The following is a 26,044-nucleotide window of genomic DNA, read 5'->3' as shown; positions in this document are numbered from 1 at the left end:
GCCGTTCTATATATAAGCATGAACATCAAGGGGAGGATTAATATGACAAAGGTAAAAAAACGCAAACCGCTATTCACGGCGATGCTACTGGTGCTTGCGTTATCCCTGCAGGCGTGCTCCGGCGGCAATAACGGCGGGGCGTCCGGGCCGGCGGCTACATCAGGGGAGGGCGGCACGGGTGGTGCGGCTGCTTCAGCGCCTGCGAGTACTTCAGATTCTCTGAAGCCTTATGAGGTGTCCATTATCTACTTCGGTGCGCCGCAGCGGGATGATGCGATGGTAGAAGCTAAGCTCAGCGAGTATTTCAAAGAGAAGTTCAATGCTACCGTCGATCTTCAGCCTATCGCCTCCAGCGAATACAAGCAGAAGACCGAGCTGATGCTCAATGCCGGGGAGCCGATGGATCTGGTGTTTACCGCGTCATGGCTGAATTTCTTCGGCAATGTCGCCAAGGGCGCGTTCCTGGAGCTGGATGATCTGCTGGCCAAGTACGGGCAGGGGATCTCGGAGAATCTGAATCCGATCTATCTGGAGGCTCCGCGCTACAAAGGCAAGCTGTACGGCATTCCGACCAATAAAGAGATTACCCAGGGTAAGGCCTACACGTACCGCAAGGATATCATCGACAAATATAATATCCCGATTGAGGACATCAAGACGATGTCGGACTTCGAACCCTGGTTCAAGCTGCTGAAGGAGAAGGAGCCGGCGCTGATTCTGGACTTCATCAAGGAGTCGGGTGAAGGCATGATGTATGAGACCCGTTCGAACTTCCGCGCTATCGGGCCGACACCGAACAAGATTCCATTGTTCTTATATGACTATACGAATACGGATAACATCCAGATTAAGTCAGTGGTTGATCCCGAGATTTCCGCGATTGCCAAAGCGGAGTATGAGCTGAACCGCAGCTATTACGAGAAGGGCTATATCAACAGCGATGCGGCGACGACAACGACAGAGATCGGCGACCTGCGTAAGCAGGGCAAGATCTGGATGCAGCAGGCAGTCTGGAAGCCGGGCGCAGATATTGAGCTGAAAATCGCCTCGGACAATAAATATGACTTCGTGTCCAAGGTGATTGAAGAGCCTATTGTGACCACGGACCTGGCGGCCGGGTCCATGTTCTCCATCTCCCGCACCTCCAAGGACCCGGAGCGGGCCATGATGGTCCTGAATGCACTGCATACCGATCCTTATGCTGTGAACCTGTTCGTTAACGGCATTGAGGGCACTCATTACAAGAAGGTCGGCGAGAACCGGATCGAGCCGATTGCCGATTCGGGGTACGGCAGTACAGCACTCTTCTGGGTCATCGGCAACCAGCTGCTCAATTATCTCAAGCCGGGCCAGCCGGATGACCTGTATACAAGCTGGAAGACATTCAATGATGAAGCGAAGCGCTCTCCGCTGTTAGGCTTCGTGTTCGACGAATCGCCGGTCAAGAACGAGATCACCCAGCTTACCTCGGTCATTGGCGAATACCGGGCGGCCAGCACGGGGGCAATTCCTGACCCTGCCAAGATGCTGGAGGAACGTAACGAGAAATTGAAGAAGGCCGGGATTGAGAAGGTCAAGACTGAATTGCAGACACAGATTGACGCCTGGAAGGCAGCGCAATAGTTGACGGGGAGAAGAGGCAGGAGGTCTGTTCTTATGAGGGCTTTCTGCCTTCCTCACTGTATAAGAGAAATGGAGCGAATAAACAATGGAAACCTGGATTGACGAAGCATGGGATTATGCCCAGAGCAAATTGAGCCGTACCCGGGGCAGAATCGGTGCTACCTTCCCCAATGCCTCCTACGACGGGAAATATGATGCGCGTGACCTGGACTGCTGGACCAACGGATTCTGGCCGGGAATCCTCTGGCTGGCTTACCGGGCCACGGGCGATGAGGAGTACCGGAGCATTGCCGAGCGCTGCGAGGAGCAGCTGGATGTGCCGCTGCAGGAGTATGAACAGCTCCACCATGATAACGGCTTCCTCTGGAGCCCGTCGGCCGTGGCCGATTACAAGCTGACCGGGGGTAGGCTGTCCCGGAGAAGAGGGCTGATTGCGGCCAGCCATTTAGCCAGCCGGTTCAATCTCAAGGGGAATTTCATCCGTGCCTGGCTGCATGAAGGCAGTGAAGGGCTGGCAATTATCGATTGCATGATGAATCTGGGGCTGCTCTACTGGGCCAGCGAAGAGCTGAGGGACCCAAGGTATCGCCATATTGCTGTCGCCCATTCGGAGATGGCGCTGCGGGAATTCATCCGTGAGGATGGCTCGGTGCATCATATCATCCGCTTCGACCCCGAGTCGGGTGAGCGGATCGAGGCGCTGGGCGGACAAGGCTACAGCCCGGATTCCGCCTGGTCGCGCGGATCGGCCTGGGCGATCTACGGATTTGCGATCGGGTTCCGGTATACGGGCGACCTTCGTTTTTTGAATGCGGCCAGAGCGGCAGCGGATTATTTCGCCGCCCATTTGCCGGAGGATCTGGTGCCGCCTTGGGATTTCCGCGCCCCGGCGGATCAGCTCTGGGCCAAGGACTCAACGGCGGCGGCCTGTGCGGCCAGCGGCATGCTGGAAATCGCCGGTCTGCTGGAGGACGAAGCGTCCGTACACTACCGGCAGCTCGGAGCAGCCATCACGGAATCGCTGTTCCGCCGTTACGCACCGGCCAACCCGGAAGAAGAAGCCTTGATCACTAAGGGAACAGGCAGCTTCCCGGCGAATGCGGAGGTGGAGATTCCGATCATCTACGGGGACTACTTCTTCCTGGAGGCGCTGCTGAAGCTGAAGGGAGAGCGGGAAATCTTTTGGTAACGCGAAGGGCTTCAGGTCTGAAAGGAGGGACATCTTAGGGTGACAAGAAGAGTGGAGTACGTAGATCCTTTTATCGGCGTGGACGGGGAGAATAACTGCCTGTGCGGACCTTATCTGCCGAACAGCATCGTCCGGCTGGGCCCGGATACCCTGCCGCCCCAGCTATCGCACGGCTATGACAGCTCGCGGCCGATTATCCGGTTCAGTCACACGCATGTCAGCGGAACCGGGGGCGGCGGGCGGTACGGCAATGTCGGCTTCACCCCTTATACGGGATTGCCCCGGTTCCAGATCGACCCTTATGTGAAGGGGGAGGAGCATGCCGAAGCAGGCTATTACAGCGTGAGGCTGCTTCCGGCGGCAATCCGGGCTGAGCTTACCAGCACCATGCGGACCGGAATCCACCGCTATACTTATCCGGCTGATGAACCAGCGGGCCTGCTGATTGACGCCGGAGCGGTTATCCAGGTGGGCGGGGATGAGCCCGGGAAGACGACCGGACTCTCGACCGGCGGTTATATTGAGGTGTTGTCTGCCTATGAGCTTGCCGGCCGCTCCGACCTGCGCGGGGGCTGGGGGCATGAATTCCCTTACTCCGTCTATTTCTATATCCGTTTCGATCAGCCCATGGAGAATGTGCTGCTGACGGATGCAGGCGGGGTACGCTTAGGCCACTCTGTGGACGGTCCCCATTGTCAGGCGTCACTGAGCTTCGGACCCTGCGGAACGCTGGTGGCGAAGACAGGCATCTCTTATGTGAGCGTCGGCAAAGCCAGAGCAAGTGTGGACCGGGAGGCATTTGCCGGATTCGATGACATTCGCGAGGCGGCCGGCAGCATCTGGGAGGATAAGCTGAGCAGAGTTACGGTGGAAGGGGGAAGCCTGGAGCATACCCGGCTGCTCTATACCCTGATGACCCGCCTGTTCTGTATGCCCAGTGATCTGGGCGTGGACGATGAGAACTTCGTCTGGAAATCGGGGGTCCGGCATTTTACCGATCTCTACGCGCTCTGGGACAGTGTCAGGAATGCCAATTCGCTGATCACTCTGCTTGACCCGCAGCTGGAAGCGGATATTCTGGGCTGTCTGCTGGACATCGCAGAGCACACCGGCTGGCTGCCGGACGCCTGGATCATGGGGCATAGCGCGATGATTCAAGGCGGAAGCTCCGCCGATATTCTGTTCTGTGAAGCTGCGCTGAAGAAGCTGGAGGGGATCGACTATGCGCAGGCCCTGAAGCAGATGCGCAAAAATAATGAGGTGCAGTCCCCGGACACCTGGCTCTATGGCCGTCATCTGCACGATTACCACGCCTTAGGCTACCTGTCTACGGATGTGAAGAAGAATTGTGTCTCCCGCCATATGGAATATGCCTATCAGGATTGGTGCATCGGCCGGTTGTCCGAGGAGCTTGGGCAGGAGGAGACAGCAGCGGAGTACTATGACAGCTCGCAGAAGCTGTGGAATCTGTGGCGGGAGGAGCTTAAGTGTTTTGCGCCCCGGCGGCCGGACGGGGAATGGGTGAGTTCCTTTGACCCCGAATCCTGCCTGCCGGATTCCTGGAATGATCCCTATTTCTATGAGGGCACAGGACTGCAATGGTCGTTCAGCACCCATCATGACTTCCATGGACTGGTAGAGCGGCATGGGGGAGCGGAGGCTTTTGTCCGGCATTTGGATTATTTCTTTGACGGGGGCTTCTATAACTCCAAGGAAACGATGCTGCATATTCCTTACCTATATATTTATGCAGGCAGGCCGGACCGTGCGGCAGACCGGGTGAGGGAATGCCTGGAGCAATACTTCCGGGCAGAGCGTGACGGATTAGGGGATAACGAGGATATGGGCTGCCAGAGCGCCTTCTTCATCTGCTCGGCGATGGGGCTGTATCCCTTGATGGGCCAGGACCTCTACTTCCTTGTGCCTCCATTGTTCCAGCGGACGACCCTGCTGCTGGGAGCGAAGGGGAAGGAAGTGCCGCTGACGATTGAGGTTCAGGGCGAAGATGGCGGGTCCGGCAGCTTGTATATTCAGTCTGCTGTTCTGAACGGGCAGACGCTGGACCGGGCCTGGGTCCGACATGAAGAGATTGCGGGCGGCGGGACTCTTGTGCTGGAGCTTGGACCGGATGCCGGAAAGTGGGGCAGAAGGGTTCCGCCTTCACCGCTGGCGGAGTGGGGTCAGTAAGACGAACAATGGATTACACACCGGCTCGCGTGCGCAATGTGTTCGGTTTTTCGCATACATTGAACCACACACCAGCTCGCGAGGGTAATGTGTTCGGTTTTTCGCATACATTGGACCACACACCAGCTCGCGAGGGTAATGTGTTCGGTTTTTCGCATACATTGGACCACACACCAGCTCGCGTGCGCAATGTGTTCGGTTTTTCGCATACATTGGGACCACGTACCGGCTCGCGTGCGTAATGTGTTCGGTTTTTCGCATACATTGAACCACACACCGGCTCGCGTGCGCAATGTGTTCGGTTTTCCGCATACATTGGGACCACATACCCGCTCACGGGCACAATGTGTTCGGTTTTTCTCATCTGTTTGGACTCTATAGCTTATCATGCCGATGTCACTATTTTAAATCTGATGCTCTCTACTAACCAGTGCAAGGAGGTGTTACCGTGCAGAGCTTAGGCGGCAAATGGTTGCAATCAGTCGCCGGGTCAACGCTGTCGCCTGAGTCGCTGAAGAGGGTCCGTGATGCACAGGAGGCGATGCTCTATCAACAGGAACTGCTCTGGGCCGATATTCCCTACGCTGGGAATGCGGCGGATACACTGATGATCACCAGCCGCTTGAGAGAAATGGCTATCGCGCTAAATTCTCCCGGATGTCCCTGTTACAAGGAAACCAGATTACGGGATCAGATCACCTATGGCCTGGAATGGCTGTATACGCACAGGTACAACGAGTCCTGCCCGCCTTACGGCAACTGGTGGTTTTGGGAGATTGGCGTCCCCATTGCCCTGCTGGAGACGCTGCTGCTTATGGAGGAAGTGATGGATGCCGAATGGGTTGAGCGTCTGCTTCTGCCCGTAGACAAATATGTAGGAGATCCGGCGGTTCATGCCCGGTGGTTCGCGGCGGAGACCCAGCCGTGTACCGGAGCGAATCTGGTCTGGAAGGTTACAGCGTCCGCTCTTGCAGCGGTGATCAGCCAAGACGGAGCGGGGCTGTCCGCCGCCCGGAATGCGCTGCTTCCCCTGTTCACTTATGCAGCCGCAGGGGACGGCTTCTATGAGGACGGCTCCTTCATCCAGCATGACCACTATGCCTACACTGGCGGGTATGGCGTGTCACTGCTGCAGGACCTCGTCCGTCTGATGGTATGGCTTCACGATACCCCCTGGGCATTGCCCGCATCGGCGCAGGAGATGACGGCCCGGTGGATCGAGCATTCTTTTGTGCCGCTGATGTTCAGGGGAGTGTTGCCGGATATGGTGAGCGGCCGGGAAATCTCGCGGGAGGGGACGCAGAACCATGAGAGCGGACATTCTGTCATCACCGCCTGCCTGCGCTTCTCGCGGATATTGGATGAGCCGGAGCAGCTCCGGCTGCTCTCCAGAGCCAAAGGCTGGATCATAGCAGATACGTATAAGCCATATATCGCAGCAGCGCCGCCGGATACGGCAGCTCAAGCTATCGCTCTGCTGGCAGATGAACATATACCGCCCGCCCCGGAAGAAACCTGCTGCAAGCTGTTTGCCCGGATGGACCGGGCGGTGCTGCGGGGTCCCGGGTTCGTCTATACGATCAGCATGTTCTCCAGCCGGATGTACAGCTATGAATCTATCAATCATGAGAATCTGAAGGGCTGGTACACTTCGTATGGCATGTCTCTTCTATATAATAGCGACCTTGGGCAATATGCCGGCGGGTACTGGCCGACGGTAGATTCGTACCGGCTCCCGGGAACTACCGTGACGAAGGCCTTGCTGAAGGATGGAGCCGGATCAGGCCGTCCAAGCAGCCGGGATTTCGCGGGCGGTGCGGTGCTTCATAACGAGTACGGGGCAATTGCCATGGAGCTGGAGGATGTAGTTCATGAATCCTACGGACTGATTGCGCTGTTAAGCTGGTTCCTGCTGGGAGACAGTATCGTATGCTTAGGCTCGGATATTCAGAGCCGCAGTCCGGCTGCGGTAGAGACGATTATAGACAACCGGATGTGCAGCCCGGGCGGGGACGATGTGCTTACAGCAGACGGAACGGAGATTTGCCGGACCGCCGGGCATACGGAGACGCTTCAGCCTAAGTGGATGCATATGACTGGAAGTAACGAAGGAGCGGATATAGGGATCTTTTTTCCTCTAAAAAGCACGGTATATGCATTGCGCGAGCACCGGCAAGGGAGCTGGAAGGCAATTAATGCAGCGGGTTCAGCTCAGCGCTTGGAACGGTCCTATCAGACGATCTGGTTCGATCATGGAGCAGCGCCGCAAGGCGCGCAGTATGCCTATGTGCTGCTGCCCGGGTACAGTGAAGCGGCAACGGCAAGCTTCGCTCAGTCCTTAGGCCTGCGGATTGTGGAATGCAGCGCTCAGGCTCATGCGGTTGAAGACTCTGAGCGGGGGATTACAGCAGTGCATTTCTGGCAGCCGGGCTGGTATCGAAGCGGGGGGATTGCCTGTAGCAGTCAGGCCACTGTCATTATGCGCAGTCATCCGGCTGGCTGGAGCCTGGCAGTGGCCGATCCGACTCAGAAGCAGCGCCGTCCGGTGGAGATTGAGATCGAGATGGGCAATCGTCTTGGAGCTGGAACAGATGGAGGCCGGGATCATCCCCTTTCCCGGGTCGTCAGCATGTCAGAGCGGATCACGATACAACAGGTTGAAGCGGGCAAGGTGAGACTGCGGTTCGACCCTGAAGGTGCCGGGGGAGCCTCGTTCCAGGTGGAGTTAAGTTGCTGAACAATCTCGGTTTATATCTCTATGAAGTGAAGAGCTATGCCGGATATGGTAGAATAATCCCATCGATTTTAGAGGGGGATAACCATGCAGATGGAGATTACCGATGATTTCACAGATGAACGGTTCAGGCAGTTCGTAAGGGACAGCTTTTGCAGTGGCCGTGAAACGATCCTCAAGGGTGACATTGACACCGTGACCACGCTGGAGCTTGCAGGCCGTGAATTCTCAAGTCTTCAAGGAATCGGACACTTCACAGCGCTTGAGGAGCTGGATTGCAGCAGGAACAGCCTCCGTAAGCTCGACCTCAGCCGGAACACCATGCTGGAGAAGCTGGAGTGTCAGGAGAATATGATATCGAGATTGGACTTAAGCAATAATCCCGGACTCACGGTACTCAAGTGTTGCTATAACTCGCTGCATGAACTGAACCTTGAGCACAATACAGCACTGCAGCAGCTCGATTGCAGCAGCAATTATATCATTACTCTAAATATCGCAGAGTGTACGGAGCTTTGGGAAATCCGCTGCAATCATAATCATCTGACCCGCCTGGATACCACCAAGCATCCCGGACTTACAAGTCTGCGTTGCTTCAACAATCATCTTACCACTCTGGACCTCAGCCACAATAAGCAGTTGACCAAGCTCTATTGTTCAGAGAACAAATTGACGGAATTGGATACGAGCCATAATCCGCAGCTTACGGAGCTGGATTATGCCAATAATCTCATCATCCAGCCGGATCATGAGGTGGAGGGTGTCGGAACCTTGCGGTATGACAATACCTTCACATGCTATAGCGCAGCTTTTTCCTATTCGGGCCATGAGCTTCCCGTGACAGCGGAGGTTAAGACCAAGATGGAAGCGGAGCATCTAACCTCCCGGATTCAAAAGGTATGGGCTGACTTGGACAAGCTGCTTGACCGCGTTTTGCAACAGATTGCAGGGGTCCATCCGGATGAGGATGTGAATGAGCTGGAATTGGCCGAGTTGATCTTCGCTGCTGACGGTTCCTTCCGCATCGGCTATGATGCCGGGGACACGCCGGCAGGCCGGCTCTGTATCTATGCAGCGTTTGACTCTGAGGGAGAGCTTGAGCCTGAGTTGATCTATGAAGTGTATTAGGCAGAGATGCCGCAGGCCACAGAGCGTGCGGCTTGTTTATCAGCACGATTGAAAGCGCTTAATTAAGAGGAGGGATAAGGAATGAGGAGAATCCTGATCAAAAGCTGTCTCGTCATGCTGGCATTGCTGTTGTCGTTCACCGGAATTGGCGGGGTAGCAGAACACGTTCGTGCTGCCGATGAATTCGATGGGATGCGGGAGAACCGGAAAGTGATGCTTACAGGGGGCAGCTCTCTGGATACTGCAGATCCGGACATTGCCGCAGCCTTAACCAGGCTAACGAATGAAGCGAATGGTTATTGGCAGACGATGAACACCGCAGCGGGCCGCACCTATCTGTGGAGCGATAATCCCGGGACCGGGAATTCCATTCATATCCGGGTGACCTATGAACGGCTGAAGACGATGGCGCTCGCCTACGCTACTTCCGGTACCGCTCTCTATGAGGACAGCCAGCTTGGCAATGATATTGTGGCTGCCCTCGATTATATGTACGCTACCAGATACCATGAGGGGATAACGCCGGTAGCCAGCGGAACAAGCAACTGGTGGGATTGGCAAATCGGTATTCCTTTGCAGCTTAACGACATAACGGTGCTGATGTATGACTCCTTAACCCCGGCGCAGGTTACGAATTATATGACAGCCGTGGAACGCTTCTCGCCCGCTGTAACCCTGACAGGGGCTAACCGCACCTGGAAGGCAATGGTGGTGGGTGAGCGGGGCATGCTGGTCAAAGACGGGACCAAGCTCGCCGCCGCCCGCGACGGGCTGTCCTCCGTTTTCAACTATACGCTCAGCGGAGACGGCTTTTACCGGGATGGCTCATTTATTCAGCATAACAATATCCCCTACACTGGAGGTTATGGCATTGACCTGCTGCTAGCCGTCAGCGATCTGATGGGGATGCTTCACGGTTCTTCCTGGCAGGTGACCGATCCCAAGCAGTCTAATGTATGGGAATGGGTGTACAACGCTTATCAGCCGGTGATGTACAAGGGCGCTATCATGGACATGGTACGAGGCCGGGAGATCTCCAGGAATTACAGCCAGGATCACGATGCGGGTCATCGGGTGATGCAGGGCATTTTGAGCTTATCCCGGATTGCGCCGCCCGCGCAAGGGGGGGATTTTAAGCGGATGCTGAAGGGCTGGATATTTTCAGACACCTTCAAGTCTTTTTATGAAGATGCACCCGTTCCAAGCCTTGCTCTGGCCAAAAGCATCAGCAGCGACCCGGCCATCGAACCTGCGGCAGAGCTTACCGGCTACAAGCAGTTCGCGGCGATGGACCGGGCGGTCCAGCACCGGCCGGGCTACAGCCTCGGACTGGCGATGTATTCCAGCCGGATCGCCAGCTATGAAGCGATTAACAGCGAGAACGCCAAAGCCTGGTATACCTCTGCCGGGATGACCAGCCTATATAACAGTGATCTTGGTCAATACAGCGATGATTACTGGCCGACCGTGGATAATTACAGGCTGCCCGGAACAACGGTGCTGTCCCAGACCTCTTCCGGCAGCCACACGAGCACCAAACAGTGGACCGGCGGCACCGATATGCAGAATCTGTATGGCGTCTCCGGCATGGAGCTGAAGTACGGGGATTATGATCTTAGCGCGAGGAAATCATGGTTCATGTTCGACGATGAAGTTGTGGCTCTTGGCTCAGGGATTAACAGCACAGACAATAAGGTGGTAGAGACGATCGTCGAGAACCGGAAGCTGAATGCGGCGGGCAGCAATACGCTCACTGTGAACGGTGCAGTGCAGCCTTCCGTCTTGGGCGGGTCAGGGACGATGGACCAGGTAGAATGGGCTCATCTGTCCGGCAGCACGGCGGGTGCGGATACGGGATATTATTTTCCGCAGACGGTCCCGCTTGCCATGAAGCGAGAGGCTAGAACCGGCAACTGGAAGCAGATTAACCCCCGCCCGGTTACGCCGTCTACACCGGTCACCCGCAATTATATGACTTTATGGCTGGATCATGGGGTTAATCCGGCGGGCGGGGAATATCAGTATGTGCTGCTTCCGGGTAAGTCAGCTCCGCAAGTGGCTGCCTACGCTGCTGCTCCAGATATTGAAGTGCTGGCGAACACCTCTGGCGTACAAGCGGTGCGCGAGAAGGAGCTGGGCATCATTGGCGCGAACTTCTGGGAGGACGGCACAAGCTCTGCTGATCTGATTACCGTCAACAAGAAAGCATCGGTCATGACCCAAGAAACAGAGGATACGTTGGAGTTGTCTCTCAGTGATCCGACACAGGCGGGAACCGGCGTAATCGAAGTGGAGCTGGACCGTTCAGCAAGCGGATATACGGCTGATTCAGGAATTACTGTCACTCAGTTAAGCCCGACGATCCGTTTATCGGTGAATGTCAGCGCAGCCAAGGGCAAGACGTTCAAGGCTTCTTTTGAGCTGGGCAGCGGTACGCCGCCGGTTCTGCCTGGAGAAGAGGTGATCGTGGACAATAACGACACCACCGGGGTGCTGAAGATTGGAAGCTGGAAGACCGCGGCGGTGCAGACCGACCGGTACGGAATCAATTATCTGCATGATGACAACAGCGGCAAGGGCAGCAAAAGTGTAACGTTCACCCCCGACTTGCCCGCCACGGCCACCTACAGCGTCTATATGATGTGGCCCCAGCATTTCAACCGGTCGACAGCGATTCCAATCGAAGTCGTTCATGCCGGAGGAACGGCGACGCTGAATGTAGACCAGACTGCGAACGGAGGAGTCTGGAATCTAATTGGTATCTATTCCTTCACGGCAGGCACTTCGGGCAGTGTTACTATCCGTAATAATGGAACGACTGGGTATGTTACTGCCGATGCGGTGAGGTGGGTGCGAAATCCTTAAATAGACAAAGAGGCCCATGCGATTGTGCATGGGCCTTGTGCTGTTGAGACATAGCGGAGCTTCTTACAGCTCAATCCGCCAATTCCCCAGCCGTTTGGCAACCTCCGGGTCGTGATACGACAGGAACAGGCTCTCGCCGGTATCCAGCGCGGCAATCTGAGCCATATCTTCAGCACTCAGCTCAAAGTTGAAAATATCAAAGTTCTCGACAATCCGCTCTTTGCGCACCGACTTCGGAATCGCTACGATATCGCGCTGGATCAGCCAGCGAAGCACAACCTGGGCGACGGATTTGTTATGCTTAGCGGCAATCCCGGTCAGCACCTCGTTGCTGAACAGGTTGTTGCGCCCTTCGGCGAACGGTCCCCAGGATTCAATCTGCACACCCTGTTTCTTCATGAAAGCAGCGTTATCCGTCTGCTGAAGGAACGGATGGGTCTCCACCTGATTGACCGCAGGCACGACCTTGTTATGGACGATCAGGTCCATCAGGCGGTCCGGGAGGAAGTTGCTGACCCCGATCGCCCGGATTTTGCCTTCATGATACAGCTCTTCCATCGCCCGCCAGGCTCCGTAATAGTCCCCGAACGGCTGGTGGATAAGGTACAGATCCAGGTAGTCCAGCCCCAGCTTCTTCATGGATTTGGCGAAGGAGAGCTTGGCACTCTCATATCCGGCATCCTGAATCCACAGCTTGGTGGTGATGAACAGCTCTTCGCGGGGTACACCACTGCGCTTGATTGCGCGGCCCACCGCCTCTTCATTCAGATAACCGGAGGCGGTATCAATCAGGCGATAGCCTGCCGTCAGTGCCTCATACACCGCATTCTCACATTCTTCGGCATCAGGAATCTGATAGACCCCGAAGCCGAGCAGCGGCATTTTCACTCCGTTATTTAAGGTTACAGTCTGCATGGTCTTGTCCTCCTTGGGATGATGATTTATTGATATAGATGAGCCTAACGCCTTCGTGTTACACGAAGTCAAGCGGGAGGACATTATTTTTTTAAAGAGGCAATGACATCAACAAACAAATAGCAGGACCAGCCCTGGCGGCCGGTCCTGCTTTTATTCCCTCTTGTCTACAGCTAAGCGCGTTTTTTTCTGCACACAGCCACAACATACAAGGGATTCATATCTTTAACTCTTCCCAGATCCATTAGCTCGTATCCGTTAATGACGGGATTGTCATATGGGGTAGTTGTAGGGGGCATCGCTCTCGCATTTCTGACAACCTGGGCTTGGAAGGCTGAATAATCGGAGACGAAGGTTTGCCCGTACAGTCCCAGGATATCATATTCTTTCAGTAACTCCCCCACAAGCTCAGTAATCGTATATTCATATTTGTGATAATGATTTCTTGGCTGTTCCACAAAGTAGGCTGCAGGATTTGCTATGCTGCGGTTAGGTGTAGAGACAATAAAGATTCCATCATCCTTGAGAAGTCTGGCGGATTCTTGTATCCATACACTGCCGTCATCAATGTGCTCAATAGTCTCAAAGGAAACAACAACATCAAAGCTGTTGTCTTCAAGTTCAAGCTTGTTGACATTTCCGTAAGCATAATCAATCTGCTCATGACCATATGTTTTGCGCGCATTGTATAAGCTGGCTTCATCAATATCTACGCCAAGGACGTGACTTGCACCAGCCACCTGCAGCATCTTACTGCCATACCCTGCCCCGCAAGCCGCATCTAGCACCCGTTTGTCTTTGACGAACTTTTGGGCTAATCTGTATCTGTTCAAATGCTCCTCCAGCACATCTCCATGATTCTTTTTGACGGCATCGTTAATAACAACCCGTTCTCCTGTAAAAATTACATCGTTTTGTTCTGTATTCAGTATTTCTGAGTTGATATCTATTGAACTTGAGTCGTTTCCCTCCAATACTTCAGCCTCTAGGTGAGCCTTTGAAGAGGAATTTTCGATTCCGTGGAACAAAGATTCAAAATACTTTTGATTGTATACTAAACTTGGATGATCGGGATTATATTTTTGGGCTATTTTATGATGGTGAAAGGCTTTCTCGTGTTCGCCCAACGATTCATAACACATACATAACTGCAAATGAGGGAGCCAGTTGGCAAAAGCGGCATCATAGTTTACGTGTTCATGTGCAATCGTTTCTTGGGTAGCCATTTTAAACCAGAAAATAGCCGTCTTTATTTGGCCTTGCTCCATAAATGAAGCTCCAATTTTATAACAGATCACGGGATGCGGAATGCCATAAGCAAAGGATTGAAAAGCGGCTAACAAGGCTTTATTGAAATCTCCAGATGCAACATAACAGTCTGAGAGTTTCCCGCAGGCTTCTAGGATTTCTTCATTCATCGCCGACGCTTCCAAAAGAAACTTATCATAAAATACAGCAGCGTTCTCATAATTCGCCTGACTATATAGAAAGTTAGCGTAATTCAATAAATTAGATGGTTGAGATTCTTGTGTATCCTGTTTATGCATACTAAATCCCTCCTCAGCATTCTGCCTGAGCTTTTATACTTGCAATTCGCAGCAGGAAATCTTCGAAATACGGCTCTTCTCCATAAAATTCTCTAAAGAGATCCTCAAAGTTATCAGTAAAAACAGGGGCATGATCACGCATGATTCCCGTGTACCAAGGTAGAATATAACTGTAGAGGGAAACCAGCTTTTCTTGCCGCACATCTTCTTCACTTAATCCTTTACCAATGAAATGACGCAAAATAGTCTGATAACTACGGAAGACGACTTCCCCGAGATTATACCCTGAAGGAGGATTTCCGGAAAAATTAAACATTCTCCGGTTCACCACGCAAAAGCTCGGGTTTTTGTTTAATATTTCGTACTGCATGTAGGCTTGATTCAGCGATAAATCAATATAGCGGAAAGGTTCTTCAATTTGTTTAAAATCTTCCCTTCGTAGAATGATGCCGGAAATAAAGGTACACATAATACCTGAGGTCCGAAGATAGGCGGGTGCACCTTCTGCAGTATAAACCTGGCCATCATGGTTATGCACATTCAAATATATAATTCCGCACTGCATATGATCATGGATGACATCAAGCAGAGAGGGGATTGAGCCCTCCACAAAATAATCATCATCACCCTGCCATTTTATAAATTTGCCTTTTGCCAGTTGAGCTACAAGATATATATTGCGGTCGCCCCCTATGTTCGTGCTGTTTCTGTAGGATTTGAGAGCAGGATAACGGCTGGCATACCGTGCAATCACTTGAGGGGTAGCATCTGTGGAGGCATTGTCACAGACAATGACTTCTACCCGGCTGTCGTCCTGCAATTGACTGAAAATGCAGGAAAGACAGAGATCGAGATAGATTGCACGGTTATAAGTCGGAATACAAATGGACAGAAGTGGAGTAGATTCCTGTATGCTGGATTCTTGATTCAAACCTGCTGTCTCCCGTTGGGGAATAGGCATCTCCTGCTGTAGAATTTGTGCCGGAGATCCGCCTGCCACACAATAATCCGGAAGATCTTGCTCAACCAAGCTTCCAGGCTGAATTACACAGTATTTACCTATTCTGATATTACCTGAAATAACCGTTCCATCGGCTATTTGTGTTCCTTCCCCGATGATAACTTCTCCGGCGTTATCCATCCATCCTTGTGCCAATACTGGTAATCCTATCTGACGATACTCATGCCTGGCATCTGATATACTAACATTACTTCCTATGGTGACATGGTGCTTGATTTCAATCCGGTTTAGGGCATGAAGGGTGAGGCCTTGTTCACATCTGCAATCATCTCCTATAATAATTTTGGGAACAGGCAAAGAATCTTGTGCTGCAGACTGTATACAGTAATCCTCCCTGATTGTTACCCTGTCGCCAATGAGAAGGAACTCGGGATAATGAAGTTGTCCGATGGGAGAGATATCTGTGTTTTTGCCACAGTAAAAGAAACGGGGAACTGGGTTGGGCTCTAAAGAGTGTGACATAACCTATTAACTTCCTTCCTAAATTAGGATTGGCGTATTGCTTCCATGATGGCAAGGCCATCCTCATAGTAGGGCTCATCTTGATAGTATTTTTTGTAAATTTCTTCGAATTCTTCATTGGTCACAGTTGCTTTATTATCGCGAAGCCATGGTATAGTGTAGTGATACAATGTCTCCCTTTTTACTCGGGCGATGTCTTCAGCACTCAAGCCGGCACCTACAAAATGGCTAAGAATAGATGGATAACCATTAAAAAAAACTTCCGCAAAACTGTATTTGGGATTATAAGCTCCCCCATAGCTGAAGATATTACCGTACATAATGCAGAAGTTCGGGTTGTCCTTCAATATAGAGTATTGAAGATATAACTGATTGAATTTGCTGGGTATGAATAACGCTGGGTTCTCAATGTTCTCCAAATCCTCACGTCTTAGAACAACAGAACTGATAAAAGCCGCATAAAGGGTGGTGGCTGCCAGGAAATTACTCATGCCGGAGTCCAGAAGGGTAGGCCTATTTCCGTTGATGACACTAATGTGAAAGACTCCGCATTCCGGATGACTGTGCAATTCATGAAGCAGAGGCATAATTTTGCCGTCCAGGAAATAATCATCATCGCCTTGCATTTTTACAAATTTCCCTCTCCCCAACTGTAATACATAAAGAATATTAGCATCCCCACCAATGTTCGTGTCATTGCGTACTGACTTCATATTGGAGTACTGAGCCATATATTTGTCTATGACCGCTGGCGTGGCATCTGTGGAGGCGTTATCGGACACCACGACTTCGATTAGTTCGTTATTTCCGATTTGTGAGAAAATAGAGTGAAGGCAAATGTCCAGATAAGGTGCGCGGTTGTAAGTTGGGATGCAGATAGATAACAGCGGGAGTTGGCTTCGGGCAGTAAGAATAGCCTGGGCGTGGTCATGATCAGACACATCCACCCAGTTCATGGAGGAGGTCTCATAGATTTGTATAATCGATGCGGGATTACCTGAAACCATGCAGTAGTCAGGAACATTGTCCAAGACTATGCTGTTTGCCTTAACGACGCTCCCTGCGCCGATACGTATATTCCCGGATAGGCGGCAGTTTGCTCCGATCCAGGAGCCTTCTCCAATGGAAATATCCCCTTCCATTTGAACGTTGGGGCCGATCAGAACACTCCGCTCTAAGATAACCTTGGGGTGAGCTGTAATTTGTGCTCCTCTGCTAATCTGACATCCGTCTCCTACAAAGATAGCAGGGCCCGTATGAGGAATTTGCGGGTCTCCAATGGCTGTCTTGATAGAGTGAGGAGCTTCAACAGAAACATTGTTTCCAATAGATATTAGCTCTGGAAACTCAATTAAGCCCCCTTGCCCGATGTAGGTGTTGCTTCCTAACTGAGCAAATCGTGCAGCGAATTCAAGTGGTATTTTTAAGTTCAAGGCAGATTCTCCTTCCATCCATCCTACAGATATGGCTTCGTACCCGTTACGCTGTCTTCTAATGCATATGGGGCAGGTTCGTAAAGTATGATGAGTGTACTGAAAAATAGCGGATTTGCTGGACATTGTGGGTTCTTCAAAGTAGCAGGCTTAATAAACTTTTTAAGGAGGATTAACATGTATACAGTCAAAGAAGCAGCTTCCATGACGGGACTAACTGAGCATGCGGTGCGCTTTTATACAGATAAAGGACTGGTGCCGAGTCTTCAGCGCGACAAGAACAACATCCGGCTGTTCGACGACGAATCGATCAATTGGCTGTATGGCATCAGATGCCTCAAGCAGACCGGCCTTCCCATTGAAAGCATCAAAACCTATGTCGATCTCTGCCTCGAAGGGGATTCGACGGTTCCCCAGCGCTTCGCTATGATGATGGAGTTCAGGGAAGCAGCACTACAACAACTGGAGGAAGCCAAGCAGCGTGTCGCTCATCTGGAAGAGAAGGCTCTTCAGTATAAGGCCATTCTGGAGCAACGCATCCCTGACCTGACCAACCCCGGCAACTGGAGTAAGCTGCTGGAGCAGGGCGTCAAGGTTCCGGCGCGCCGAAAGCGAGTGGTGCGGTCCTCTTAGCAGTCACAGGCATACAATTAACCATCCTAATAGAAAGAGGCGATACGCATGACCACTACTTGTTTCATTTGTGACAAGCACCGGGGGAATACTCCCCAGCCGCCTGGGGGATACATATATGAAGATGAACACTGGAAATTGTGTCATTTTCCTGCGGATCAATCCGTGCCGGGGCAACTGGTGCTGGAGTCGCAGCGGCATCTGCTTGATTTCGCTGAGATGACGGAGGAGGAAGCGGGCTCATACGGGGTTCTGGTCCAAAAAATAGTGTCAGCGCTCAAACAGGCCACAGGTGCAGAACGAGTCTATACGGTGATCATGGTGGATGGGGTTCCCCATTTCCACGCTCATTTCCTGCCGCGGCGGAGCGACAGCGCGAAGGGGATTGCTTTTATTGCGCAGCAGAACTCCTGTACTGAGGAAGAGGCAGCAGAGCTGGCCGGAAGACTAAGGTTTTTGCTGAATTAGGCTGAAGCAGACCCTGCTTTCAATCGACTTCTTTCGTCACCATTCGTCAATTCCTTTACCCGTTTACCTTGACACACTGTATACCCCATGACATAATAATTCCAGACTAAATGACTATGATTTATTGGACATAATGCATGTTCCGTGATCAGACGAGGGGGAATAGATTATAATGAAGAAGAAGTGGGTGTCGGGGGTTATTGTCTTAATGCTGGGTGCCCTGATTGCGGGCTGCGGGAACAAGAATGAGGCCGCAAGCGGTGAACAGAACAGCGGCAGCGCGGATCAGAAGACGATTACAGCCGCGACCAGCGGAGTCAGCAATCCGTTCAGCTATGAGAAGGACGGCCAGCTGACAGGATATGATGTGGAAGTGATGAAGGCGATTTTCAAAGACCTTCCGGAATATAAATTAGAGGTTCAGGCCATTGAATTCGAGGGAATTCTGACCGGTCTGGATAACGGACGCTTCCAGCTTGGGGCGAACAATTTCAGCTCCAATGAAGAGCGGCGCAGCAAATATAATTTCTCACTGCCGATTATTGAGAATGCCAATGTGTTCGTGGTCCGCAAGGATGACAACACGCTTAAGGCGATAGAGGATCTGAAGGGCTACAAGGCGGTAACGGAAGTAGGCAACTCCGGTGCCACGCTGCTGGAGAATTATAATGAAGCGAATCCGGATGCCAAGGCGGAGATTATGTACACGGATGAGAACTTCGTGAAGCAGTTCGAGGGCATTGAAGCCGGACGTTACGATGTGCGCATTATCTCCCGCGTGTCTGCCGAGAAGGCGATCAAGGAGCATGGCTTCACTAACCTGAAGGTCGTTCCGTTCTCCACAGCAAACAGTGACCCCGGTTCGTACATCCTGTTATCCAAGTCGGCGGACAGCAGCCTGCTGGATCTGGTCAACAAACGGATTAAGGAAATGTATGCAGACGGCACCCTGCTGAAGATCAGCCAGGAACAGCTTGGCGGCGACTATCTGCCGAAGAAAGAGCTAATGGAGTAACCGCAGAAAGGTGATCACATGAAATTCTTAATCTCGGGAGATTCATTATTCTCCAGCAGTAACTTAGATAAAACAATGGACCCGGAGCTGCTGGCGCTGCTTCAGAGGGCCGATGAGGCTTTTACCAATGCAGAGTTTGTGACCCCGCGGCCGAATACAGTTCCGGCGGCAGGCCGCGGTTACCAGACCAGTGTGCGCCCCAAGGCGTTAGATGAATTCGGGAAGCTGAATATCCGCTATGTCGGCTTCGCGAATAATCATACGGGGGACTACGGGACCCAGGGGCTTGTGGATACAATGGAAGAGGCGGAGGCGCGCGGACTGGTGCCGCTCGGAGTGGGCATGAGCCTGCATGAAGCCCGCAAGCCGGTGTTCGTGGATACGGCAGACGGCCGGATTGCGATCATCACTATTGATGTAACGAGAAGTGAGGTATTCGCAGCCTCGAATCCGGGGAATGGCGTTCCGGCCCGTCCGGGCGTCAATCCGCTCCGCTGGTCGAGGACCTATGTCGTGAACGATCAGGACTTCAACACGCTGAAGGAGATTAGTGAGCGGATCGGCATTGCCGCCAGCATGGAGGAAGGCAAGCGGATTGAGACCTTCAAGAGCAGATCGGAGAATTACTATGAATTCGGCTCGTTTTTTGAAGGTTATTTAACCTTCGAGAAGGGGGAACACTCCCGCGTCCGGACAACAGCGAACGAGCAGGATCAGCAGGAGATCTACCGTACCATTCAGGATGCCCGCGAGCGCAGTGATTATGTGTTTGTCAGCCTGCATACGCATGAAGGGGAAAACGAGAACTGGTACTCCGATTATCCGGCCGAGTTCATCGAGACCTTCGCGCGGGGTGCGGTCGATGCCGGGGCGAGCTGTGTGTTCGGACATGGCGCCCACTTCACCCGTGGGGTGGAGCTGTATCAGGGGCAGCCGATTTTTTATAACCTGGGCAGTCTGTTCATGGAATTTGAGGCCGGGGAATCGATCATCTCGCCTGAGATGTTCACCGCCTACGGATATCCTGAGAATGAAGCGCCGTCCACTCTGCACAAGAACCGGACCAAGGACAGCGAAGGGAACTGGCAGGGCTTCTATAGCGACCGTAAGTTCTCGGAGAACTTCCTCGTCCTGTTCGATCTGAGTGTGGAGGACAAGCGGTTCAGCTATGAGCTGGTTCCGATCGACCTTCGGCTTACCCATGAGACGGTGACCAAGCGCGGTCTGCCGGTGCTGGCTTCGGAGGAAGCTGCGGGCTCCCTGGTGGAACGGCTGAATGCGGTAAGCAAGGAACGGTATCATACGGAAGTGATCTATGAGGGCGGACGTCTCGTTGTGAGACCGTGTTAACCCGCGCCTGTAAATTGAAGGTGGAAGGAAGTTAGTCTGCATGGGAGAGATTTTTGATATCAACGCGGTATTCACATCCATACCTCGGCTGTTAGAGGTCCTTCCTGTGAGTCTGCAAATTACAGTCATTTCGATGATTGTCGGCCTTGTGTTTGCGCTGCTGTTCGCAGTCATCCGCATGAGACGCATCCCCGTCCTAAGCCAGCTGGTCTCTGTCTTCATCTCGTTCATCCGGGGAACGCCGATCATTGTGCAATTGTATCTGACCTACAACGGAATTCCGTTATTGCTCAAATTCATCAACCAGCAGTACGGGACAGATTATAATATCAATACCATTCCGCCGATGATCTTCGTGCTGGTCACCTTCGCGTTCAATGAAGCGGCGTACAACTCGGAGACGATCCGCGCGGCGCTGCAATCGGTGAACAAGGGCCAGATTGAGGCCGCCGAATCGCTGGGGATGACGTATCTGCAGGTGCTGAGAAGAGTGATTGTTCCCCAGGCGCTGGTGGTGGCGATTCCGCCGCTGGGTAACGCGCTGATCGGATTGCTGAAGGGGACCTCCCTGGCCTTCGTCGCAGGTGTAATCGAAATGACGGCCAAGGGTAAAATCATCTCCGGCAGCAACTTCCGCTTCTTCGAGGTGTATCTCGCGCTGGCGATCATCTACTGGGTCATGACGATTCTGATTGAACAGCTTCTCCGCTTCCTGGAGAAGAGATTCTCGATTCCAGACTCCGCTGCCGGGGCTATGAACCGTGGCTGGTTCTCTTGGGGAAGGAGAGGGATCTGATGATTAAGGTAAGCCATTTATCCAAGTCTTTTCACGGGAATCTGATTCTGGACGATCTGTCCGTTGAGATTAACAAGGGGGATGTCGTTGCTCTCATCGGCTCATCTGGTGCAGGCAAATCGACCTTCCTGCGTGCGCTCAACTGTCTGGAGCAGGCAGATCAGGGCACGCTGGATCTCGAAGGCTTTCAGGTGGACTTCAGCACGATTACGAACAAGCAGCGGCTGGAGCTGCGGAAGCAGACGGCGATGGTGTTTCAGCAATTCAATCTGTTCCAGCACCGGACGGCACTGGATAATGTCAAGGAAGGCCTGAAGATTGTCAAAAAGATGAATGACCGCGAAGCCGCCCAGATTGCCCAGGAGCAACTGGAGCAGGTAGGTCTCGCTGACCGCGCTCATTATTATCCGAAGCATCTGTCTGGCGGCCAGCAGCAGCGGGTGGGCATTGCCCGCGCGCTCGCGATGAATCCGAAGCTGCTGCTCCTGGACGAGCCAACCTCGGCGCTGGACCCCGAGCTGGTCGGCGAGGTGCTGCAGACGATCAAGAAGACCGCAGCTACGGGACAGACGATGATTCTTGTGTCGCATGAGATGAGCTTCGTGTACGAAGTGGCGAGCAAGGTGCTTTTCCTGGACAGAGGCAAAATCGTGGAGGAAGGCACACCAGACCAGGTGTTCAACCATCCGAAGTCCGACCGGGCCAGAGAGTTCCTGCAGAATTATTTCCGTAATAAGACGGGGAACTGACCCGCATAGGAGAACCCCCGGAAGGCGCTTGCGCTTTTCGGGGGTTTTTGGTGTGGGGAAGAAGTTATAAGTCCTACAAGTATGCTCCGATTTGGAGGTTGTATTGTGCCTGCGCTTCCTCATCAGCTTGATCCTGATGCTTCCCAAACAGATCAGCACATTTAATCACTGTACTTTCGTTATTAATCCTAGCGGATGATTCTAAGCTTTGCAGGATGTAGTCGATGCCTTCCTTGCGCTTGTTGTTTAGATGATAGGCTGCTAATTCAGCAAGAAATTTGGTATGTTGGTCTGACATAATCTGCTGATTGTAACCGCCAAACTCTGTATCATATGTCTGGTATGGAATGTAGTCAGCAAACCGTTCCAGAACATGATCTACATTCCAGCCATAACGGTTAGCTGAGGTTAGGATATTAGATAAAGCTACAAATAGTTCATCTCTTTGGGTTGAAATATGTTCAATATACTCTAAAAGGACTTCCTGCTTACCAGACATAACCTGATACAGCAAAGTATTTGCCTTTCCCCATTCTTGAAACTGAGTTACCGTTCGTTTTGCCTCTTTATCATCTTTTTGTATCCAGCTTGTATCTGTATAGAGACTGACAAATTTTAGAGCTGATTTATAATCATTATGTTCCTCACATATACTTGCACGCATGAGATGAGAGTAATAAATATAGAAACATAGCGGTTTTTCAGGTTTTTTCTCTTCACCCGTCCTGCGGTTTGATTGACGTTGAAGATTATAACGAAGAGTAGCCAGATGAAGCATATCCTGAGCTAATTTATCAGCTTTTTCCCATTTATGCAGTGAATAATACACATTTACTAAGTGTTTAATTCCATCCAACTGATCCGCCTCATCCAGCTTATCCAAATAACATTCAAAGATATGAGCGGCTTGGAGATTCCGGGCTTGATCGTCTCCTAGGGCAATGCGAAACAACCGGTACTGGCATAAGGCTAGTCGTTCGGAATTCTGGTATTTCTCGCTGTCGCTCACGTTCTTATACAGCAATTCTGCTGCTTGCCATAGACCCTCCTGAAACAGACCTTCCGCTACCTCGAACAGCATGGGAGCGTAAGTCAGCTTCTCCAGCAATTGCTGAACCACCTGTTCAATGCAGTCCAGACGCCCGAGCTCAGCTGAACGCACAATAAACGGCCGTAACCGCCGCCAGGTTGGTGGGGAATGATCGAAGCACTCTTCCACATAGAGGCTGTAAAAGTGATCCTCAGGGAGACCCATCGCCCTCGTAATCCGTTCCAGATGGTTCATGGCAATGGGCTGCTGACCATGAATCAACCGGCTGAGAGTTCCTGAATTGATCCCGGATTGTCCGGCAAACTGATTAATAGTCATCTTCTGCTGGGCCAGATACCCCGCTAATGCATCGCGAATGGTCGCTATGATTGGGACCATGTACACACCACCTGACTAGATTCCAAGAACTATATTTTTATTGTATAGCTGTTATATTATTCTATAATATTCCAATGGTCAATATTTCAAATGAGTACAAACCGTGAAATAGTGGCAATTGACCGAGAGAAACGCAGCACCTGAGGAAGTTCCAATAGTAGAGTAAAGACAAGTTAAGCACCTGTAAATATTCAGCTTTAAAGGTTAAAATATTTCTGATTGGGAGTTCGTTTTCTAAGCCAATCCGTTGCCATCATCCAGCCAAACCCACAAGAATCGCAGCAAATACCAGCTACCTTCAATAAAGTCGCAATTTTTGCGACTTTTTTGTTTTGAATCCGTATATATAGCTTTATAAAGACTAAATTTGGCCAAAAGGAGTGATGCATCTTGAATTTCATGAATCAGAATGGCGACAATGTGCCGGGGCTCAAGCTGCCGAAGCTGAAGCCGGGGATGTACAAAAGGATTTGGGTGGGGGTAGCAGCGGCGGCAGTGCTGCTGTATATCGGGGCCACCTCCTTCTATACCGTGCAGGAGCAGGAACGTGCAGCAATTCTGACCTTCGGCAAGTATACGAATGAGACCTCGGCCGGACTTCATTTCAAATGGCCTTATCCCATCCAGGAAGTCATAACCGTGCCTGCGGAGCTGACCCAGCGGATACATATCGGGTACCGCCAGGAGGCTGGCGGGGCTGTGCCGGTCGATGATGAAGCGATGATGATTACCGGTGACGAGAATATTGTCTCTGCCGATGCGGTCGTCCAGTGGAAGATCAGCAACATCCGTGACTACCTCTACAACATTGATGATCCGGAGCATTTCCTGCGCAACTCGGCCAGCTCTTCGATCCGTGCCGTCATTGGTGCCGAGAAGCTCGATTACGCTATTACCGACGGGAAAACAGTGATTCAGGATAAGGTCCGTGAGCTGCTCATCGACCTCCAGAAGAAATACAATACCGGCATCCAGATCATCGATATCAAGTTCCAGGATATTGAGCCGCCAAGCGGACAGGTGGAGGAAGCCTTCCGCGAGGTCACGAACGCCCGGGAAGAGAAGAATACGAAGATCAACAACGCGAAGAAGTATGAGAACGATATCATTCCAAAGGCACGCGGGGAAGCGCAGGCGCTGCTGGAGAAGGCGGAAGGTGAGAAGAAGTCGCGTATCCTGAATGCGCAGGGGGATGTGGCGCGGTTTAATGCGATTTTTGCCGAGTATGCCAATAATCAGAATATTACCGAGAGCCGGCTGATCCTGGAGACGCTGGAGCAGATCCTGCCGAACGCCCGCATCTTCATTACCAACTCGAACAGTGATACGGTGAACTATCTGCCGCTCAATGAGCTTATGAATAGTAGCAAGAATAACACCTCTGCTCCGGCAACGGTGAATCCGCCTGCCACATCCGCACCGCAAGGAGGAGATGCCCAGTGAAAAGAAAATCAATCACCACTCTAATAGCTGCCGTCGTGCTGATCATTCTGCTTGCCGGATCTACGTACATCGTGAAGGAAGGGGAGTACAAGGTCGTCCTCCGTTTCGGTGAAGCGATGCGCACGGTGGAGCAGCCGGGGCTGAAGTTTAAGCTGCCTTTTATCGAGAATGTCTCGGAGCTTCCCAAGTATCAGATGACCTATGAGAGCTCGCCGACCAGCATTCTGACCAAGGACCAGAAGCCGATTGTGGTGGATAATTACACCGTCTGGAGAATTACCAACGCCTCGCAGTTCCTGCGGACGGTGCAATCGGTAAGCGGCGGGGTGCAGCGGATTGATGAAGCGGTCTATAACTCGGTGCGCCGCAAGCTGTCGGAGATCAACTATGAGAATATTATCAGTGAGGATACCGGACGCGGCAACATTAACGATGAGATTACTAAGGATGTCAGCGATGCGTTGTCCCGTGACAATTACGGTATTGAGGTCATTGACGTCCGCATCAAGCGTACCGACCTGCCGGAAGAGAACAAGCAGAGTGTCTACAACCGGATGATCTCGGACCGCCAGTCCATCGCTGCGCGTTACCTGTCCGAAGGGGATGAGGAGTCCAAGAAAATCACCTCCAAGGCGGACCGCGCCTCCAGAGAGCTGATGGCCCAAGCCGAAGCCGACTCCAAGAAAATCATCGCCGAAGGCGAAGGGGAAGCGGCCCGCATCTACAACCAGGCTTACGGGAAGTCCCCGCAGTTCTACAGCTTCTACCGTACTTTGCAGAGTTACGTGACCACGCTGAAGAATGAGCCGGTGATCATGATCCCGATTGATTCGCCGTATGCGAAGATTTTGATGGGACAAAAATAGGGTGACTATGAGAAAGGGCAGCACTCCTCCTATTAAGGAAGAAGTGCTGCTCTTTTTTTCGGGGGAGTGCTAGTTCTCTGCTTGGGCCGCCAGGGCGGGAAAATAGTTGGATTTCCGACATTTGCTGACCAGCAAATGGGCGATACGGAAACAGCAGTTGGAAAAACAGCACTTAAATTAACTCCATTCAG

19 protein-coding genes are annotated in these 26,044 nt (G+C 52.1%); 14 read left to right on the top strand and 5 right to left on the bottom strand.

The window, feature by feature from the left end; all coding sequences use genetic code 11:
- Nucleotides 1-42: 42 nt before the first annotated feature.
- The 6 genes from MHI24_RS07310 (at nt 43) to MHI24_RS07285 (ending at nt 11,726) form a co-directional block, all read left to right on the top strand.
- Nucleotides 43-1,623 carry an ABC transporter substrate-binding protein gene (locus MHI24_RS07310; RefSeq protein ID WP_340024948.1) on the top strand — a complete coding sequence of 527 codons (1,581 nt, stop codon included), beginning with the start codon at nt 43-45 and terminating at the stop codon, nt 1,621-1,623.
- An 85-nt stretch (nt 1,624-1,708) separates the two neighbouring features.
- Nucleotides 1,709-2,812 carry a glycoside hydrolase family 88 protein gene (locus MHI24_RS07305; protein ID WP_340024947.1) on the top strand — a complete coding sequence of 368 codons (1,104 nt, stop codon included), beginning with the start codon at nt 1,709-1,711 and terminating at the stop codon, nt 2,810-2,812.
- A gap of 39 nt (nt 2,813-2,851) precedes the next feature.
- Nucleotides 2,852-4,999: a GH92 family glycosyl hydrolase gene (locus tag MHI24_RS07300; RefSeq protein ID WP_340024946.1), complete on the top strand. Its 2,148-nt coding sequence runs from the start codon at nt 2,852-2,854 to the stop codon at nt 4,997-4,999.
- Between the two features lie 448 nt (nt 5,000-5,447).
- Nucleotides 5,448-7,736 (top strand): polysaccharide lyase 8 family protein, encoded by a 2,289-nt coding sequence (locus MHI24_RS07295; RefSeq protein WP_340024945.1) that lies wholly within the window; start codon nt 5,448-5,450, stop codon nt 7,734-7,736.
- A gap of 84 nt (nt 7,737-7,820) precedes the next feature.
- Nucleotides 7,821-8,861: a leucine-rich repeat domain-containing protein gene (locus MHI24_RS07290; protein WP_340024943.1), complete on the top strand. Its 1,041-nt coding sequence runs from the start codon at nt 7,821-7,823 to the stop codon at nt 8,859-8,861.
- Nucleotides 8,862-8,942: 81 nt separating this feature from the next.
- Nucleotides 8,943-11,726 (top strand): polysaccharide lyase family 8 super-sandwich domain-containing protein, encoded by a 2,784-nt coding sequence (locus MHI24_RS07285; RefSeq protein ID WP_340024942.1) that lies wholly within the window; start codon nt 8,943-8,945, stop codon nt 11,724-11,726.
- 63 nt (nt 11,727-11,789) lie between these two features.
- Here the strand turns inward: MHI24_RS07285 and MHI24_RS07280 are convergent, their stop codons facing one another.
- The 4 genes from MHI24_RS07280 to MHI24_RS07265 all read right to left on the bottom strand — a co-directional run bounded on the left by MHI24_RS07280 (nt 11,790) and on the right by MHI24_RS07265 (nt 17,104).
- A complete protein-coding gene (locus tag MHI24_RS07280; protein WP_340024941.1) occupies nt 11,790-12,641 on the bottom strand; it encodes an aldo/keto reductase in 852 nt (283 codons plus the stop codon).
- 173 nt (nt 12,642-12,814) lie between these two features.
- On the bottom strand, nt 12,815-14,188 hold the full coding sequence (locus tag MHI24_RS07275; protein WP_340024940.1) for a class I SAM-dependent methyltransferase: 1,374 nt from the start codon (nt 14,186-14,188) through the stop codon (nt 12,815-12,817).
- Nucleotides 14,189-14,201: 13 nt separating this feature from the next.
- Nucleotides 14,202-15,671, bottom strand: a complete 1,470-nt coding sequence (locus MHI24_RS07270; protein WP_340024939.1) for a glycosyltransferase — start codon at nt 15,669-15,671, stop codon at nt 14,202-14,204.
- 23 nt (nt 15,672-15,694) lie between these two features.
- Complete coding sequence (locus MHI24_RS07265; RefSeq protein WP_340024938.1) at nt 15,695-17,104, bottom strand: glycosyltransferase; 1,410 nt, start codon at nt 17,102-17,104, stop codon at nt 15,695-15,697.
- 177 nt (nt 17,105-17,281) lie between these two features.
- On the opposite strand from MHI24_RS07265, the gene MHI24_RS07260 reads away from it, so the two are divergent.
- The 6 genes from MHI24_RS07260 (at nt 17,282) to MHI24_RS07235 (ending at nt 22,115) form a co-directional block, all read left to right on the top strand.
- Entirely contained in the window at nt 17,282-17,737 is a 456-nt protein-coding gene (locus tag MHI24_RS07260) for a MerR family transcriptional regulator (protein ID WP_340024936.1), read from the top strand.
- A gap of 48 nt (nt 17,738-17,785) precedes the next feature.
- A complete protein-coding gene (locus tag MHI24_RS07255) occupies nt 17,786-18,205 on the top strand; it encodes an HIT family protein (protein ID WP_340024935.1) in 420 nt (139 codons plus the stop codon).
- Between the two features lie 172 nt (nt 18,206-18,377).
- Complete coding sequence (locus MHI24_RS07250; RefSeq protein ID WP_340024933.1) at nt 18,378-19,220, top strand: transporter substrate-binding domain-containing protein; 843 nt, start codon at nt 18,378-18,380, stop codon at nt 19,218-19,220.
- Between the two features lie 18 nt (nt 19,221-19,238).
- Nucleotides 19,239-20,570, top strand: a complete 1,332-nt coding sequence (locus MHI24_RS07245) for a CapA family protein (RefSeq protein ID WP_340024932.1) — start codon at nt 19,239-19,241, stop codon at nt 20,568-20,570.
- Nucleotides 20,571-20,610: 40 nt separating this feature from the next.
- Complete coding sequence (locus MHI24_RS07240) at nt 20,611-21,366, top strand: amino acid ABC transporter permease (RefSeq protein ID WP_274528400.1); 756 nt, start codon at nt 20,611-20,613, stop codon at nt 21,364-21,366.
- Entirely contained in the window at nt 21,366-22,115 is a 750-nt protein-coding gene (locus MHI24_RS07235; protein ID WP_340024931.1) for an amino acid ABC transporter ATP-binding protein, read from the top strand. The genes MHI24_RS07240 and MHI24_RS07235 overlap by 1 nt, the downstream gene beginning before the upstream one ends.
- Nucleotides 22,116-22,188: 73 nt before the next feature.
- Here the strand turns inward: MHI24_RS07235 and MHI24_RS07230 are convergent, their stop codons facing one another.
- On the bottom strand, nt 22,189-23,544 hold the full coding sequence (locus MHI24_RS07230; protein WP_340024930.1) for a helix-turn-helix transcriptional regulator: 1,356 nt from the start codon (nt 23,542-23,544) through the stop codon (nt 22,189-22,191).
- 399 nt (nt 23,545-23,943) lie between these two features.
- Between MHI24_RS07230 and hflK the strand changes: the two genes are divergently transcribed.
- Together hflK and MHI24_RS07220 are read left to right on the top strand one after the other, a co-directional pair.
- Nucleotides 23,944-24,987: an FtsH protease activity modulator HflK gene (gene hflK, locus MHI24_RS07225; protein WP_340026626.1), complete on the top strand. Its 1,044-nt coding sequence runs from the start codon at nt 23,944-23,946 to the stop codon at nt 24,985-24,987.
- Nucleotides 24,984-25,853 carry a protease modulator HflC gene (locus tag MHI24_RS07220; RefSeq protein ID WP_340024928.1) on the top strand — a complete coding sequence of 290 codons (870 nt, stop codon included), beginning with the start codon at nt 24,984-24,986 and terminating at the stop codon, nt 25,851-25,853. Before hflK ends, MHI24_RS07220 begins: the two co-directional genes overlap by 4 nt.
- Nucleotides 25,854-26,044: the final 191 nt, after the last annotated feature.

This window comes from Paenibacillus sp. FSL K6-1096 (assembly GCF_037977055.1).
GTDB lineage: Bacteria > Bacillota > Bacilli > Paenibacillales > Paenibacillaceae > Paenibacillus_AQ.
The sequence above is the reverse complement of the archived record's forward strand: the minus strand, read 5'-3'. Positions and strand labels throughout refer to the sequence as shown.

Bases quoted from the DNA above. Each gene is read 5' to 3' on its own strand.
- MHI24_RS07305 (WP_340024947.1), top strand. From the start codon at position 1,709: ATGGAAACCTGGATTGACGAAGCATGGGATTATGCCCAGAGCAAATTG.
- MHI24_RS07240 (WP_274528400.1), top strand. From the start codon at position 20,611: ATGGGAGAGATTTTTGATATCAACGCGGTATTCACATCCATACCTCGG.
- MHI24_RS07245 (WP_340024932.1), top strand. From the start codon at position 19,239: ATGAAATTCTTAATCTCGGGAGATTCATTATTCTCCAGCAGTAACTTA.
- MHI24_RS07285 (WP_340024942.1), top strand. From the start codon at position 8,943: ATGAGGAGAATCCTGATCAAAAGCTGTCTCGTCATGCTGGCATTGCTG.
- MHI24_RS07255 (WP_340024935.1), top strand. From the start codon at position 17,786: ATGACCACTACTTGTTTCATTTGTGACAAGCACCGGGGGAATACTCCC.
- MHI24_RS07235 (WP_340024931.1), top strand. From the start codon at position 21,366: ATGATTAAGGTAAGCCATTTATCCAAGTCTTTTCACGGGAATCTGATT.
- MHI24_RS07275 (WP_340024940.1), bottom strand. From the start codon at position 14,188: ATGCATAAACAGGATACACAAGAATCTCAACCATCTAATTTATTGAAT.
- MHI24_RS07270 (WP_340024939.1), bottom strand. From the start codon at position 15,671: ATGTCACACTCTTTAGAGCCCAACCCAGTTCCCCGTTTCTTTTACTGT.
- MHI24_RS07230 (WP_340024930.1), bottom strand. From the start codon at position 23,544: ATGGTCCCAATCATAGCGACCATTCGCGATGCATTAGCGGGGTATCTG.
- MHI24_RS07280 (WP_340024941.1), bottom strand. From the start codon at position 12,641: ATGCAGACTGTAACCTTAAATAACGGAGTGAAAATGCCGCTGCTCGGC.
- MHI24_RS07310 (WP_340024948.1), top strand. From the start codon at position 43: ATGACAAAGGTAAAAAAACGCAAACCGCTATTCACGGCGATGCTACTG.
- hflK (WP_340026626.1), top strand. From the start codon at position 23,944: ATGAATCAGAATGGCGACAATGTGCCGGGGCTCAAGCTGCCGAAGCTG.
- MHI24_RS07250 (WP_340024933.1), top strand. From the start codon at position 18,378: ATGAAGAAGAAGTGGGTGTCGGGGGTTATTGTCTTAATGCTGGGTGCC.
- MHI24_RS07290 (WP_340024943.1), top strand. From the start codon at position 7,821: ATGCAGATGGAGATTACCGATGATTTCACAGATGAACGGTTCAGGCAG.
- MHI24_RS07260 (WP_340024936.1), top strand. From the start codon at position 17,282: ATGTATACAGTCAAAGAAGCAGCTTCCATGACGGGACTAACTGAGCAT.